This is a genomic window from Pseudomonas sp. BF-R-30, from assembly GCF_019956175.1.
In the GTDB taxonomy this organism is placed as follows: domain Bacteria; phylum Pseudomonadota; class Gammaproteobacteria; order Pseudomonadales; family Pseudomonadaceae; genus Aquipseudomonas; species Aquipseudomonas jessenii.
Genome location: NZ_JAHBDE010000017.1, coordinates 17,817 through 31,698 on the forward strand (window position 1 = coordinate 17,817; position 13,882 = coordinate 31,698).

The following is a 13,882-nucleotide window of genomic DNA, read 5'->3' on the forward strand; positions in this document are numbered from 1 at the left end:
GTTAGCCCTCTTTCGCGGGAGTGGGTGCCGACTGGCCGCTGTCTTTCAACGCCTTGGTCACTTCCGGCGGCATGTACTTTTCATCGTGCTTGGCCAGCACTTCATCGGCCACCACGACGCCGTCAGCGTTGAGTTTGCCTAGAGCAACAATGCCCTGCCCTTCGCGGAACAGGTCCGGCAGGATGCCGCGATAAGTGATGGTCACGGATTTGTTGAAGTCGGTGACGACAAACTTCACGTCCAGCGAGTCGCCGGAGCGCTGCAAGGAACCGGCTTCGACCATGCCGCCGGCACGGATACGCGTGTCCTGCGGGGCTTCGCCGTTGGCGATCTGGGTCGGTGTGTAAAACAGGTTGATGTTCTGCTGCAGGGCACTCAGGGCCAGGCCAACGGCAGCGCCGACCCCGACCAGGATCGCGAGAATGATGATAAGACGCTTTTTACGCAGCGGATTCACTTGCCGTTCTCCCGGCGCAGACGGCGCGCCTCTTGTTGCAGATACCGCTTGCGGGCCAGGATCGGCGCCGCCACGTTGAGGGCCAATACCGCCAGGCAGATGCCATAGGCTGACCAGACATACAGGCCATGATGACCCATGGCGACGAAGTCGCCGAATGAAGCAAAACTCATCGAGCGACCTCCAGGCTGTTTTCGACTTCGGTTTTGACCCAACTGGCCCGGGCTTCGCGCTTGAGCACTTCAAGACGCATGCGCAGCAGCAGGACCGCGCCGAAGAAACAGTAGAAACCCAGCGCCGTCAGCAGCAGTGGCAGCCACATCTCGGCTGGCATCGCCGGTTTTTCGGTGAGGGTGAAGGTCGCGCCCTGGTGCAGGGTGTTCCACCACTCCACCGAGTACTTGATGATCGGGATGTTGATCACACCAACGATCGCCAGCACCGCACAGGCCTTGGCCGCGCTGTCACGATTGCTGATGGCGTTGCCCAATGCAATGAGACCGAAGTACAGGAACAGCAGGATAAGCATGGACGTAAGGCGTGCATCCCAGACCCACCACGAGCCCCAGGTCGGCTTGCCCCAGATGGCCCCGGTGACCAGCGCCACGGCGGTCATCCAGGCGCCGATGGGCGCCGCGCATTGCAGGGCGACGTCGGCCAGTTTCATCTTCCACACAAGGCCGACGATGCCGCACACGGCCAGCATCACGTAGATGGACTGCGCCAGCATGGCGGCCGGAACGTGGATATAGATGATGCGAAAGCTGTTGCCCTGCTGGTAGTCCGGCGGCGCGAAGGCCAGGCCCCAGACCACGCCAACGCCGATCAGCAGCAACGCCGCAACGCTCAGCCAGGGCAGCATTTTGCCGCTGATGCCGTAAAACCATTTGGGCGAGCCAAGCTTGTGAAACCACGTCCAGTTCATACTGTTTCCATCACGGTTGCTCTTTACTGTGAAGAGCCAGGGCCTTTACTGATCAATTTTTGACCAGACCTCATTATTCGCCGACGCTGATCTTCAAGCCAGCGGCTATTGCAAAAGGTGTCAGGGTTATCGCCAAGGCGGTCAGGCTGCCAAGCCATAGGAGATAACCGGTCGCCGGCATTCCCTGCAAGGCCGCCTGCAAGGCGCCACTGCCAAGGATCAATACCGGGATGTACAACGGCAGAATCAGCAGTGCCAGCAACAGGCCGCCGCGCTTCAAACCTACTGTCAGCGCCGCACCCACCGCACCGAGCAGGCTCAGTACCGGTGTACCGAGCAGCAACGAAAGCAGCAACACCGGCAGACAGGCGGCAGGCAAACCGAGCATCAGCGCCAGCAAGGGTGCGAGCAAAACCAGTGCCAGACCGGAAAAAGCCCAGTGTGCCAGCACTTTGGCCAAAACCAGAAGAGGCAGGGGGTGCGGCGAAAGGACCCACTGCTCAAGGGATCCGTCTTCGAAATCACTGCGGAAAAGCCCGTCCAGCGAGAGCAGAACCGATAAAAGTGCCGCGACCCAGACCAACCCCGGAGACAAGGTTTGCAACAATTGAGACTCGGGTCCGACCGCCAACGGGAACAAGGAAACGACGATGGCGAAAAACACCAGCGGATTGGCCAGCTCCGCGGGACGGCGAAACAGCAGACGGGCCTCACGGGCGACCAACAGGCCAAAAACACTCATACGGCCCAATTCCCCAGATCGATGTCGCGATAAGCGGCCGGCATCCGGCTCAGCGTGTGGTGGGTGGTCAACACCACCATGCCGCCGCGTTCGCAGTGGCCGGCCAGGTGTTCTTCGAGTTGCGCCACGCCTTGCTTGTCGAGAGCGGTGAACGGCTCATCGAGAATCCACAACGGCGGGCTGTCCAGATACAAACGCGCCAGTGCGACGCGACGCCGCTGCCCAGCGGACAGAGTGTGGCAGGGAACATCTTCGAATCCGCGCAAGCCGACCGCCGCCAAGGCTTGCCAGATCGCCTCACGGGAGGCCGGTTGATGCAGGGCGCAGAGCCAACTCAGGTTCTCTTCCGGTGTCAGCAGATCCTTGATTCCCGCCGCATGGCCGATCCACAGCAGATTGCGCGCCAGCTCAGCGCGCTGCTCATCAAGGGGCTTGCCGTTGAGCAGCACTTGACCGGCGGTCGGATGCATCAGCCCGGAGAGCAGACGCAACAGGCTGGTCTTGCCGCTGCCGTTGGGGCCACTGATTTGCATCATTTCGCCACTGGCCAGTCTCAAATCGAGATTTTCGAAGAGCAGCCGAAGGTCTCGCTCACAGGCAAGGGCAACGGTTTGCAGGACAGGACTGGTCAAGGGATCACGGGCCTTATACGGTTCAAGTCGGCTCTGGCGCGGCCGTTAAAGAGATGCAGCATAGATGCAATGGCGTCTTGTTCTAGAGAGCTGCGTCAAAGAATTGCAAAGTTTTCGCCATTATTGGATACAACGGCGCGGCATTATACATGCCATACCTTACTCTAAAGAGTGCATTTTCCTCAGGTTGTGACCGCGTATGACAGGCGAAATGAACATCCTCCCGCTACCGCAAACCCTCCCGGCGACTTCGCGCCCGCAGGTGGTCAGCGGTGAGTTGCTCAAGTTGCTGACGCCGGTGGAAGGGCTGATCAGCGTCGGTCAAACCGCCCAGGCCGAAGTGTTGTCGCTCAAGCAGGCGGACCAGACTTTCCAGATGCTGCTCAAGGTCACCCTCGACAGCGGCCGCCAGGCCACGGTCCACACCACCAGCAATCAACCGCTGGCCCAAGGCACCACGCTGGTCGTCACCCAGCCCTCGGCCGGCAACCTGGCCGTGACGGTGCAACAGGCCATTGCTTCCAACGTCGCCACCCTCACCCGCCTCGACACCGCGCAACTGCCCGTTGGCACCCTGCTGCAGGGCAAAGTGCTGACCTCGCAAATGCTGCCCCAGGTGCCCGGCCAGCCCATGGTGTTTCGCTCGATGGTGGGCCTGCTCAACACCGCACTGAGCGGCAGCACACTGAGTATCGACAGCCCGCAACCCTTGCGCATCGGCACCTTGTTGAGCGCACAGGTGCAGGACGCCCAGACCGTGAAGTTCGTGCCCCTGAGCAGCCGACAGGAACAACTGGCGGTGACCCGGCAACTGGTCGACCAGCAAAGCCGCCAGGGCTCGCTGGATAGCTTGCTCAAGCGCCTGCAGAATCTTCCGACCTCGGACCAGACATCCGTTGAATTGCGCAGCGCTGCTGCCCGTTTGCTCGCCGGCTTGCCGGATGTTCAACAGTTGAGCACCCCCAAGGGCCTGGCCCAGGCCCTGGCCAGCAGCGGCATGTTTCTCGAAAGCAAACTGCTGACCGGGCAAAACCCGACGCTCGCGCCGGACATGAAAGGCGATTTGCTCAAACTGGTTGCGCAGTTGAGTCAGGGCTTGCCGGCCAACACCAGCCTCGGCGCGATCATCGCCGCCAATACCCTGGCCCAGGCCATGCCGAATTTTGTCCGCAATGCCCTGGGCATGCTCGGTCAGGTCAGTGCCAAGCCATCGCCGACCGGTTTCCCGCTGCCCGAACGTCTGTTAAAAGGCGCCGACGGTGAAAACGACCTCGAACACCTGCTTCGCCTGGCCGCCGCCGCGGTTTCACGCCTGCAAAGCCATCAACTGTCGAGCCTGGAACAAACCGGCGTAACCGCCGACGGGCGGCTGATGAGCACCTGGCAGCTGGAAATCCCGATGCGCAATATGCAGGACATCGTGCCACTGCAGGTCAAGTTCCAGCGCGAAGACGCCGCCGAAAAACAACAGCCAAAGGAACGTCGCGAAGAACACGAACCCAAGCAACAACTGTGGCGTGTGGAGCTGGCCTTCGCCATGGAGCCTTTGGGGCCGCTGCAAATCCAGGCGCAACTGATCAAGGGCAGCCTCTGCGGCCAGCTCTGGGCCGAGCGGCCATACACCGCCAGCCTGATCGAAAGCAATTTGGCCGAGCTGCGTGATCGCCTGCTGTCCGTCGGTCTGAACGTCGGCGACCTCGATTGCCACCTCGGTACACCGCCCCAAGGCCCGCAAACCCGCCTCGAACAACGCTGGGTGGACGAAACCGCATGAACAACCCCAACACCCCACGCCAGGCCATCGCCCTCAAATACGACGGCACCCACGCCCCCACCCTCACCGCCAAAGGCGACGAAGAGCTGGCGGAAGAAATCCTGCGCATTGCCCGCGACTGCGAAGTGCCGATCTACGAAAACGCCGAACTGGTGAGACTGTTGGCGCGCATGGAACTGGGAGACAGCATTCCGCAGGAACTCTATCTGACGATTGCCGAGATCATTGCGTTTGCGTGGAGTTTGAAGGGGAAGTTTCCGGCAGGGCAGGATGCGGATGCGCTGATGGTCGAGAAGGATGTTACCGAGCGCGGGGAAGACTACTGAGGATTCGAGGGCGCCTTCGCGAGCAGGCTCGCTCCCACAGGTGATCTGCGGTGAACACATGTTCTGTGTCCGACATAGAACCATTGTAGGAGCGAGCCTGCTCGCGATGGAGGTATGAGCGCCGCGTTTCTTCAGGAAGCCCGCGTCATCGTTGACGTCCATCGCGAGCAAGCTCGCTCCCACAGATGATCTGCGGTGAACTCATGTTCTGTGTCCGACATAGAACCATTGTAGGAGCGAGCCTGCTCGCGATGGAGGTATGAGCGCCGCGTTTCTTCAGGAAGTCCGCGTCATCGTTGACGTCCATCGCGAGCAAGCTCGCCCCCACAGGTGATCTGCGGTGAACACATGTTCTGTGTCCGACATAGAACCATTGTAGGAGCGAGCCTGCTCGCGATGGAGGCATGAGCGCCGCGTTTCTTCAGGAAGCCCGCGTCATCGTTGACGTCCATCGCGAGCAAGCTCGCTCCCACAGATGATCTGCGGTGAACATATGTTCTGTGTCCGACATAGAACCATTGTAGGAGCGAGCCTGCTCGCGATGGAGGCATGAGCGCCGCGTTTCTTCAGGAAGCCCGCGTCATCGTTGACGTCCATCGCGAGCAAGCTCGCTCCCACAGATGATCTGCGGTGAACATATGTTCTGTGTCCGACATAGAACCATTGTAGGAGCGAGCCTGCTCGCGATGGAGGCATGAGCGCCGCGTTTCTTCAGGAAGCCCGCGTCATCGTTGACGTCCATCGCGAGCAAGCTCGCTCCCACAGATGATCTGCGGTGAACACATGTTCTGTGTCCGACATAGAACCATTGTAGGAGCGAGCCTGCTCGCGATGGAGGCATGAGCGCCGCGTTTCTTCAGGAGGTCCGCGTCATCGTTGACGTCCATCGCGAGCAAGCTCGCTCCCACAGGTGATCTGCGGTGAACATATGTTCTGTGTCCGACATAGAACCATTGTAGGAGCGAGCCTGCTCGCGATGGAGGTATGAGCGCCGCGTTTCTTCAGGAAGCCCGCGTCATCGTTAACGACCATCGCGAGCAAGCTCGCTCCTACAGGCTGTCAGTTCTTGTGCAACTTGCTCATCAACTCCGCCTCAGCCTGGGTCAAGCCGCAGGACTGGGTCAGTTCGTTGACGCTGGCGCCCATCCCGACCAGTCGCGCCGCCTGGGCGAACGACAGGCTTGAGGGGTCGCGTTGTTCCAGCTGGGCGAGTTTGTCCGGCAAGGGCGCGACGATCGCCCGCAGTTCATACAGGTCCTCGCCCATGCGCACGTTGCCGTTCTGGTAATCCTCGACGCGCCTGGCCAGGTCCTTGATGCGCTGATCGCGCAGCGCATCACCCTGGGCCTGTTGCGCGGCGATCTGCTTTTGACCGCGAATGTATGCCAGGAACATTGCCAGCGTACCTGCCCAGAACAGGAACAGGACAATGACCGCAACCTCGAGAATCAATCAGATACTCTCCAGTTCCGACCATTCTTCTTCGCTCATCATCTTGTCGAGCTCGACCAGGATGAGCAATTCGTTGTTCTTGTTGCATACGCCTTGAATGAACTTGGCGGACTCTTCGTTACCCACGTTCGGCGCGGTTTCGATTTCCGACTGACGCAGGTAAACCACTTCGGCCACGCTATCGACCATGATCCCGACCACCTGTTTGTCGGCTTCGATGATGACGATACGGGTGTTGTCGCTGATCTCGGCATTCATCAGGCCGAAGCGCTGGCGGGTGTCGATCACGGTCACGACGTTGCCGCGCAGGTTGATGATGCCCAGCACGTAGCTCGGGGCACCCGGGACCGGGGCGATTTCGGTGTAACGCAAGACTTCCTGGACGCGCATCACGTTGATGCCGTAGGTCTCGTTGTCCAGCTTGAAGGTGACCCATTGCAGGATCGGATCTTCGGAACCTTTTGCCGCCGTTGCCTTGTCATTCATACCCTGCCCCCTCAAAAAACCGCCCTGGCGGTGTGTGTTCTGTGCAACATCATCAGATGTGACGTCGCCTGTTTTGTTTATTTGACTGATGTCGGTTTGTGGCCCGGCTTGCCGCCGGACATGTGCCGGGCTCCGCCGCTGGCGATCAACTCGGCCAGTGAGGCGACATCGAGCAAGGCGCACATGTGTTCTATTACCGTGCCGGCGAGCCATGGCCGCTGACCTCGGTGACTTCTCCATTTGATTTCATTCGGATTCAGACGCAACGAGCGGCTGACCTGATGCACCGCCAGCCCCCACTCGTAGCCTTGCACCGAAATCACGTATTGCAGGCCTTGCTTGAAATCGTCGCGGTAACGGTCGGGCATGACCCAACGCGCGGTATCGAGCACCTTGAGATTGCCGGCCTGGCTCGGCAGGATGCCCAGGAACCATTCGGGCTGGCCGAACAATGGGGTCAACTCGTGACCGGCCAGGGAGTAAATCGACCCCAGGCACACCAGCGGCACCGCCAGGGTCAAGCCGGCGACATCGAACAGCAGGCATTCGAAGGGTTCGGCAGCCCAGGACGGACGACCGTCGGACTCAACCGGGGGCGGCGTGTTGCTCGGTGGTAGATGCACATCGACGACCGGCGGCACCAGGGTTTGCTGCACTTCGACGACTGCTGGCTGCGCCTCGACAGGTGGTGGCACCAAGGCTTGCAGCAGCGGCGCGATGGTCGAGACCGGCGCCATAACAGGGACCGGAGCTTCGATCACCGGCGCCTTGAACACTGGCGCCACCGATGCCTGCACCGGGACGACCGTCACAGCGGCTGCGGCGTCGCGGGCCTGCTCTTCGAGCACCGCTGCCTGAAACTCGTCCAGCACCGCTTCTGCGGCGATCTCCTCGGCCACTGCCTCTACGGGCAGCGTCAATTCTTCGGTCACTTCCTGCAGCAAGCTGTCCAGGTAGGACTGCAATGCCAGTTGCGGGCGCGAAGTGGTCTTCAATGGCCGGTTCATGAGCACGCACCTGTAGGAGCGAGCATGCTCGCGATGAACCTGAGAGCGCCACGGGGTGTCAGGTTTCCCGCGTCATCGTTGACGACCATCGCGAGCAAGCTCGCTCCTACAGGAATTGGGCTCATGTCACGCCACCTGCGCAACAAGTTGCGCCGCCAGCAGATGCTTGAGCAACGCGCGGTAAGCGAGAACGCCACGGCTCTTGCCGTCGAATTGCGAAGGCGTCAGACCGGCGCGGCTGGCATCGCGCAGGCGCGTGTCCACCGGGATATAGCCTTGCCAGATTTCGTCGGGGAATTTGTCGCGCAGCACGCGCAACGTTCCGAGGGACGCCTGGGTGCGACGGTCAAACAGGGTCGGTACGATGGTGAAGGGCAGCGCCTGTTTGCGAGAGCGATTGATCATCGCCAGGGTGTTGACCATGCGCTCAAGGCCTTTGACCGCCAGATGCTCGGTCTGCACCGGGATCACCAGTTGCTGGCTCGCCGCCAAGGCATTGACCATCAGCACGCCGAGCAATGGCGGGCTGTCGATCACGGCGTAATCGAAGTCCTGCCACAGTTGCGCCAGGCTCTTGGCAATCACCAGGCCCAAACCGCTCTGCCCCGGCGACTGGCGCTCAAGGGTGGCCAGTGCGGTGCTGGAGGGCAACAGGGAGATGCGCTCGTCACTGGTCGACAGCAGCAGTTGACCCGGCAGGCCTTGGGGCACGTTGCCCTTGTGCAGGAACAGGTCGTAGCTGCTGTGCTCCAGGGCGTCGGGATCGTAGCCGAAGTAGCTGGTCATGGAGCCGTGGGGGTCGAGATCGACCACGACCACACGCTTGCCCGCCTCCGCCAGTAAACCGGCTAAAGCGATGGAGGAAGTGGTTTTACCGACACCACCCTTTTGATTGGCGACTGCCCAGACTCTCATTCGGATTGTTCCTCCCGGCCGAACGGATCGACCGAGAAATAGCTCAACGTGTTAATGCGGGTGACGGAGAATTGACGGCGTTCTCTCGTACCGGCGACTTGACCGGGGTCGGTGCAGTTTGTGTGCCAGCACGCTTCAAAGCGGCATCCGGTTGCGCATGGGCGGTTCCGGTGCCGGTCAGGCTGCGGCGAACATCGAGGTTGCGCGACACCACCAGCACCACGCGACGGTTGCGGGCGCGGCCTTCGGCGGTGGCGTTGTTGGCCACCGGCTGAAACTCGCCGTAGCCCACCGAAGCCAGGCGACCGGGGTTCACCCCTTGCATCGCCAGCATGCGCACGATGCTCGCCGAGCGTGCCGAGGACAGCTCCCAGTTGGTCGGGTACTGCGCGGTACGGATCGGTTGATCGTCGGTGAAACCTTCGACATGGATCGGGTTGTCGAACGGCTTCAGGATCGCCGCGACCTTGTCGATGATGTTGAACGCGATGTCGCTGGGCATGGCGTCGCCGCTGCCGAACAGCAGGCTGGAATTGAGCTCGATCTCGACCCACAACTCGTTGCCGCGCACGGTCATCTGGTTGGAGCTGATCAGGTCACCGAACGCCGCACTGATGTCGTCGGCGATGCTCTTGAGCGGATCGCTGGCGCCGGCGACGCCGGCATCGACCTGGTCACTGTCCTTTACCAGCGGCTTGGCCGGGGTCACGGTCTTCGGCCGCTCGTCACCGATCGGGATCGGCTTGAGCGAACGGTCGGAGTCGGTAAAGACCCCGATCAGCGCCTCTGAAATGACCTTGTACTTGCCTTCGTTGATCGATGAGATGGAGTACATCACCACGAAAAAGGCGAACAGCAAGGTGATGAAGTCGGCATAGGAAACCAGCCAACGTTCATGGTTTACATGCTCTTCATGCTGACGACGACGTGCCATGGTCCATGTCTCCCATCAATCCATGAAGCCCTGAAGCTTCAACTCAATGGAGCGAGGGTTTTCACCTTCGGCGATCGACAGGAGCCCTTCCAGCAACATCTCGCGATAACGCGACTGACGTAACGCGATGGATTTGAGTTTGGCGGCAATCGGCAGCAGCACCAGGTTGGCACTGGCCACACCGTAGATAGTGGCGACGAACGCCACGGCAATACCGCTGCCCAGTTGCGATGGATCAGCGAGGTTGCCCATGACATGAATCAGGCCCATGACCGCACCGATGATGCCGATGGTCGGCGCGTAACCGCCCATGCTTTCGAAGACTTTGGCCGCTTCGATGTCGCGGCTTTCCTGGGTGTAGAAGTCCACTTCCAGAATGCTGCGGATGGCTTCCGGCTCGGCGCCATCCACCAGCAGTTGCAGGCCTTTGCGTGCGTAGTTGTCGGGCTCGGCATCGGCGATGCCTTCAAGGCCCAGCAGGCCTTCCTTGCGGGCGGTCAGGCTCCAGTTCACCACGCGGTCGATGCCACCGGCCAGATCGACACGGGGCGGGAACAGGATCCAGGCGAGGATCTGCATGGCGCGCTTGAAGGCACTCATCGGCGATTGCAGTAGCGCGGCGCCAATGGTGCCGCCGAGCACGATCAGCGCTGCCGGGCCGTTGGCCAGGGCGCCGAGGTGACCGCCTTCAAGGTAGTTGCCGCCGATGATCGCGACAAAGGCCATGATGATGCCAATCAGGCTTAGAACATCCATCAGATACAGGCCTCGACCAGGTGCCTGCCAATGTCGTCCAGGCTGTACACCGCGTCGGCGAGCTCGGCTTTGACGATGGCCATCGGCATGCCGTAGATCACGCAACTGGCTTCGTCCTGCGCCCAGATCGAACTGCCGCCCTGCTTGAGCAGGCGCGCGCCTTCGCGGCCGTCGGCGCCCATGCCGGTCAGGACCACCGCCAGAACTTTGTCACCGTAGGTCTTGGCTGCCGAACCGAAGGTGATATCCACGCACGGCTTGTAATTGAGACGTTCGTCACCCGGGAGGATTTTCACCGCGCCGCGGCCGTCGATCATCATCTGCTTGCCACCCGGCGCCAGCAGCGCCAGGCCCGGACGCAGGATATCGCCATCCTCGGCCTCCTTGACGCTGATGCGGCAGAGCTTGTCCAGGCGCTCGGCGAAGGCCTTGGTGAAGGCCGCCGGCATGTGTTGAACCAGCACGATCGGGGCCGGGAAGTTGGCCGGCAATTGGGTCAACACTCGCTGCAGGGCGACCGGGCCGCCGGTGGACGTACCGATAGCCACCAGTTTGAAGGCTTTGCGTTTCGGCGCGGGCGACGACGCAGTGGCCGCATGCGTACGCGCAGGGATCGGTGTCGAACGCACGGGCGTGCTGCTGCCGTAACTGCCGACGCTCGAAGGCGCAGCTGTTGGAGCAGGTGTGGCCACAGGGGCAGGAGCGCTGTAAGTGCTGACGCGACGATTGCTGCGCGAGATGCTCAGGATCTTCTCGCACAACAGTTGCTTGACCTTCTCGGGGTTGCGCGAGATGTCTTCGAAATTCTTCGGCAGGAAGTCCACCGCGCCGGCATCCAGCGCATCGAGGGTGACCCGGGCGCCTTCGTGGGTCAGCGAGGAGAACATCAGGACCGGGGTCGGGCAGCGTTGCATGATGTGCCGCACGGCGGTGATGCCGTCCATCATCGGCATCTCGTAGTCCATGGTGATCACATCCGGCTTGAGGGCCAGCGCCTGATCAATCGCCTCTTTGCCGTTGGTCGCCGTGCCGACGACCTGGATATTGGAATCCGCTGAAAGAATTTCCGAGACGCGGCGGCGGAAAAACCCCGAATCGTCCACCACCAGGACTTTGACTGCCATAAACACTCCATTAGATGGAGCGAGGCCAGGCGCCTCGCTCCACCAGAATCAAATACGCCGTGTGGCGTAACGCTTGAGCATGCTCGGAACATCGAGAATCAGCGCGATGCGGCCGTCACCGGTGATGGTGGCGCCGGACATGCCTGGGGTTCCCTGGAGCATTTTGCCCAATGGCTTGATGACCACTTCTTCCTGGCCCACCAGTTGATCGACGACAAAGCCGATCCGCTGCGTGCCCACCGAAAGGATCACCACATGGCCCTCGCGCTGCTCTTCGTGAGCGGCGGAGCTGACCAGCCAGCGTTTGAGATAGAACAATGGCAGCGCCTTGTCCCGCACGATCACCACTTCCTGGCCGTCCACGACGTTGGTGGTCGACAGGTCGAGGTGGAAGATCTCGTTGACGTTCACCAGCGGGAACGCGAACGCCTGGTTACCGAGCATGACCATCAACGTCGGCATGATCGCCAGGGTCAGCGGCACCTTGATGACGATCTTCGAACCCTGGCCCTTGGCCGAGTAGATGTTGATCGAGCCGTTGAGCTGGGAAATCTTGGTTTTCACCACGTCCATGCCCACGCCACGACCCGATACGTCGGAAATCTCGGTCTTGGTCGAGAAACCCGGGGCGAAAATCAGGTTGTAGCATTCGGTGTCGCTCAGGCGATCGGCGGCATCCTTGTCCATCACACCGCGTTTTACCGCAATGGAACGCAGCACGTTCGGGTCCATGCCCTTGCCGTCGTCGGAAATCGACAGCAGGATGTGGTCGCCTTCCTGCTCCGCCGCCAGGATCACCTTGCCGCCACGGGCCTTGCCCGAGGCTTCGCGTTCTTCCGGCGACTCGATGCCGTGGTCAACCGCGTTGCGCACCAAGTGGACCAGCGGGTCGGCCAGGGCCTCGACGAGGTTCTTGTCGAGGTCGGTTTCTTCGCCGACCAGCTCCAGGTTGATCTCTTTCTTGAGCTGGCGGGCCAGGTCGCGAACCAGGCGCGGGAAGCGCCCGAAGACTTTCTTGATCGGTTGCATCCGGGTCTTCATGACCGCGGTTTGCAAGTCGGCGGTGACCACGTCGAGGTTCGACACTGCCTTGGACATGGCTTCGTCGCCGCTGTTGAGGCCCAGGCGTACCAGGCGGTTACGCACCAGCACCAACTCGCCGACCATGTTCATGATCTCGTCCAGACGCGCGGTATCGACACGTACGGTGGTCTCGGCTTCGCTCGCCGGCTTTTCCGCCAGTGGCGCGGCCGGGGCACGGGACGACGCCGGTGCAGCAGTTGCCGGGGCCGACGCTTCGGCTTTTGGCTCGGGGGCCCTGGCCACCGGTTTCGGCGCGGTTGCCTTGGCGGCAGGTGCCGCAACCGAGGCGTTGGCGCCGGTTGCCGTTCCAACCGTCACGCCCACTTCACTGAACTTGCCTTTACCGTGCAATTCGTCGAGCAGCGCTTCGAACTCGTGATCGGATATCAGATCGCTGCCGGCCGCCACCGCGCTTGGTGCCGCGGGTGCAGGCACAGAAGCAATGGCCGACTCCAGCGCCTCGACAGCAAAATTACCCTTGCCGTGCAGCTGGTCGAGCAGTGCTTCGAATTCGTCGTCAGTAATATCGGAACTGTCGCCAGTCGCTTTCGGGGCTTCTGGCGCAGCCGGTGCCGGGACCAACGCGTCAACGGCGAACTGGCCTTTGCCGTGCAGTTGATCGAGCAACGACTCGAACTCGGCATCGGTGATTTCGTCGCTGCCAGCGGCATTGCCAGCAGGCGCTGGAACAGCCGCCGGGGCCTCGGCCTGGGCCTGGGCCTTGACGGCGTTCAGCGAGTCCAGCAGTTGTTCGAATTCATTGTCGGTGATATCGCCCGACTCGCTTTCAGCCACAGGCGCTTGGACCACGGCGACGACAGGTGCGGCAGCCGCCTCGTCAGCCGATTGCGGCTCGGCCAGACGGGCCAGCGCCGCGAGCAGTTCCGGTGTCGCGGCCGTGATCGGGCTGCGTTCGCGGACTTCGCTGAACATGCTGTTCACCGCGTCCAGCGCTTCGAGAACCACGTCCATCAGTTCCGAGTCGACGCGACGCTCACCCTTGCGCAGGATGTCGAACACGTTCTCGGCGATGTGGCAGCACTCCACCAGCTCGTTGAGCTGGAGGAAGCCGGCGCCCCCTTTTACAGTGTGAAAACCGCGAAAAATTGCATTGAGCAAATCCGCATCATCCGGACGGCTTTCCAGCTCGACCAGTTGCTCGGACAGTTGCTCTAGAATCTCGCCGGCCTCAACCAGGAAATCCTGAAGGATCTCTTCATCGGCGCCGAAGCTCATTAAGGGGGTGCTCCTAAAGGTCTAAAAACCTAA

At 61.4% G+C, this 13,882-nt stretch carries 15 protein-coding genes; 2 read left to right on the top strand and 13 right to left on the bottom strand.

What is annotated here, in order from left to right:
* Nucleotide 1: 1 nt before the first annotated feature.
* The 5 genes from ccmE to ccmA all read right to left on the bottom strand — a co-directional run bounded on the left by ccmE (nucleotide 2) and on the right by ccmA (nucleotide 2,756).
* Entirely contained in the window at nucleotides 2-457 is a 456-nt protein-coding gene (gene ccmE, locus KGB20_RS11060; RefSeq protein ID WP_008052305.1) for a cytochrome c maturation protein CcmE, read from the bottom strand.
* Nucleotides 454-630 carry a heme exporter protein CcmD gene (gene ccmD, locus KGB20_RS11065; RefSeq protein WP_057715863.1) on the bottom strand — a complete coding sequence of 59 codons (177 nt, stop codon included), beginning with the start codon at nucleotides 628-630 and terminating at the stop codon, nucleotides 454-456. The genes ccmE and ccmD overlap by 4 nt, the downstream gene beginning before the upstream one ends.
* A complete protein-coding gene (locus tag KGB20_RS11070; RefSeq protein WP_102669713.1) occupies nucleotides 627-1,382 on the bottom strand; it encodes a heme ABC transporter permease in 756 nt (251 codons plus the stop codon). Before KGB20_RS11070 ends, ccmD begins: the two co-directional genes overlap by 4 nt.
* 73 nt (nucleotides 1,383-1,455) lie before the next feature.
* The gene (ccmB, locus tag KGB20_RS11075; RefSeq protein WP_007983326.1) at nucleotides 1,456-2,124 is read right to left on the bottom strand and encodes a heme exporter protein CcmB; all 669 of its coding nucleotides are present in this window, start codon (nucleotides 2,122-2,124) and stop codon (nucleotides 1,456-1,458) included.
* Nucleotides 2,121-2,756: a cytochrome c biogenesis heme-transporting ATPase CcmA gene (gene ccmA / locus KGB20_RS11080; RefSeq protein ID WP_057715865.1), complete on the bottom strand. Its 636-nt coding sequence runs from the start codon at nucleotides 2,754-2,756 to the stop codon at nucleotides 2,121-2,123. The genes ccmB and ccmA overlap by 4 nt, the downstream gene beginning before the upstream one ends.
* A gap of 199 nt (nucleotides 2,757-2,955) precedes the next feature.
* Here ccmA and KGB20_RS11085 point away from each other — a divergent pair, with 199 nt between their 5' ends.
* Both KGB20_RS11085 and KGB20_RS11090 read left to right on the top strand, forming a co-directional pair.
* Nucleotides 2,956-4,530, top strand: coding sequence for a flagellar hook-length control protein FliK (locus tag KGB20_RS11085; RefSeq protein ID WP_223532253.1), 1,575 nt, complete (start codon nucleotides 2,956-2,958; stop codon nucleotides 4,528-4,530).
* Nucleotides 4,527-4,856, top strand: coding sequence for an EscU/YscU/HrcU family type III secretion system export apparatus switch protein (locus KGB20_RS11090; RefSeq protein ID WP_154947861.1), 330 nt, complete (start codon nucleotides 4,527-4,529; stop codon nucleotides 4,854-4,856). The genes KGB20_RS11085 and KGB20_RS11090 overlap by 4 nt, the downstream gene beginning before the upstream one ends.
* Before the next feature lie 1,059 nt (nucleotides 4,857-5,915).
* Here the strand turns inward: KGB20_RS11090 and KGB20_RS11095 are convergent.
* From KGB20_RS11095 to KGB20_RS11130, 8 genes are all read right to left on the bottom strand, one after another.
* Nucleotides 5,916-6,308, bottom strand: coding sequence for a DUF2802 domain-containing protein (locus KGB20_RS11095; protein ID WP_150813436.1), 393 nt, complete (start codon nucleotides 6,306-6,308; stop codon nucleotides 5,916-5,918).
* Nucleotides 6,309-6,794 (bottom strand): chemotaxis protein CheW, encoded by a 486-nt coding sequence (locus tag KGB20_RS11100; RefSeq protein ID WP_007980742.1) that lies wholly within the window; start codon nucleotides 6,792-6,794, stop codon nucleotides 6,309-6,311.
* 77 nt (nucleotides 6,795-6,871) lie between these two features.
* Nucleotides 6,872-7,801 (bottom strand): CheW domain-containing protein, encoded by a 930-nt coding sequence (locus KGB20_RS11105; protein WP_150813435.1) that lies wholly within the window; start codon nucleotides 7,799-7,801, stop codon nucleotides 6,872-6,874.
* A 126-nt stretch (nucleotides 7,802-7,927) separates the two neighbouring features.
* On the bottom strand, nucleotides 7,928-8,716 hold the full coding sequence (locus KGB20_RS11110; protein ID WP_008020302.1) for a ParA family protein: 789 nt from the start codon (nucleotides 8,714-8,716) through the stop codon (nucleotides 7,928-7,930).
* Nucleotides 8,717-8,759: 43 nt separating this feature from the next.
* Nucleotides 8,760-9,650 (bottom strand): flagellar motor protein MotD, encoded by an 891-nt coding sequence (gene motD / locus KGB20_RS11115; protein WP_151213369.1) that lies wholly within the window; start codon nucleotides 9,648-9,650, stop codon nucleotides 8,760-8,762.
* 15 nt (nucleotides 9,651-9,665) lie between these two features.
* The gene (locus tag KGB20_RS11120; protein ID WP_057715870.1) at nucleotides 9,666-10,406 is read right to left on the bottom strand and encodes a flagellar motor protein; all 741 of its coding nucleotides are present in this window, start codon (nucleotides 10,404-10,406) and stop codon (nucleotides 9,666-9,668) included.
* Nucleotides 10,406-11,530: a chemotaxis response regulator protein-glutamate methylesterase gene (locus KGB20_RS11125; RefSeq protein WP_223532255.1), complete on the bottom strand. Its 1,125-nt coding sequence runs from the start codon at nucleotides 11,528-11,530 to the stop codon at nucleotides 10,406-10,408. The genes KGB20_RS11120 and KGB20_RS11125 overlap by 1 nt, the downstream gene beginning before the upstream one ends.
* A gap of 48 nt (nucleotides 11,531-11,578) precedes the next feature.
* Complete coding sequence (locus tag KGB20_RS11130) at nucleotides 11,579-13,849, bottom strand: chemotaxis protein CheA (RefSeq protein WP_223532257.1); 2,271 nt, start codon at nucleotides 13,847-13,849, stop codon at nucleotides 11,579-11,581.
* Between the last annotated feature and the right edge of the window lie 33 nt (nucleotides 13,850-13,882).

Coding starts and splice junctions, on each gene's coding strand:
- ccmD (WP_057715863.1), bottom strand. CDS start 630: ATGAGTTTTGCTTCATTCGGCGACTTCGTCGCCATGGGTCATCATGGC.
- KGB20_RS11070 (WP_102669713.1), bottom strand. CDS start 1,382: ATGAACTGGACGTGGTTTCACAAGCTTGGCTCGCCCAAATGGTTTTAC.
- ccmB (WP_007983326.1), bottom strand. CDS start 2,124: ATGAGTGTTTTTGGCCTGTTGGTCGCCCGTGAGGCCCGTCTGCTGTTT.
- KGB20_RS11085 (WP_223532253.1), top strand. CDS start 2,956: ATGACAGGCGAAATGAACATCCTCCCGCTACCGCAAACCCTCCCGGCG.
- KGB20_RS11090 (WP_154947861.1), top strand. CDS start 4,527: ATGAACAACCCCAACACCCCACGCCAGGCCATCGCCCTCAAATACGAC.
- KGB20_RS11100 (WP_007980742.1), bottom strand. CDS start 6,794: ATGAATGACAAGGCAACGGCGGCAAAAGGTTCCGAAGATCCGATCCTG.
- KGB20_RS11105 (WP_150813435.1), bottom strand. CDS start 7,801: ATGAACCGGCCATTGAAGACCACTTCGCGCCCGCAACTGGCATTGCAG.
- KGB20_RS11110 (WP_008020302.1), bottom strand. CDS start 8,716: ATGAGAGTCTGGGCAGTCGCCAATCAAAAGGGTGGTGTCGGTAAAACC.
- motD (WP_151213369.1), bottom strand. CDS start 9,650: ATGGCACGTCGTCGTCAGCATGAAGAGCATGTAAACCATGAACGTTGG.
- KGB20_RS11120 (WP_057715870.1), bottom strand. CDS start 10,406: ATGGATGTTCTAAGCCTGATTGGCATCATCATGGCCTTTGTCGCGATC.
- KGB20_RS11125 (WP_223532255.1), bottom strand. CDS start 11,530: ATGGCAGTCAAAGTCCTGGTGGTGGACGATTCGGGGTTTTTCCGCCGC.
- KGB20_RS11130 (WP_223532257.1), bottom strand. CDS start 13,849: ATGAGCTTCGGCGCCGATGAAGAGATCCTTCAGGATTTCCTGGTTGAG.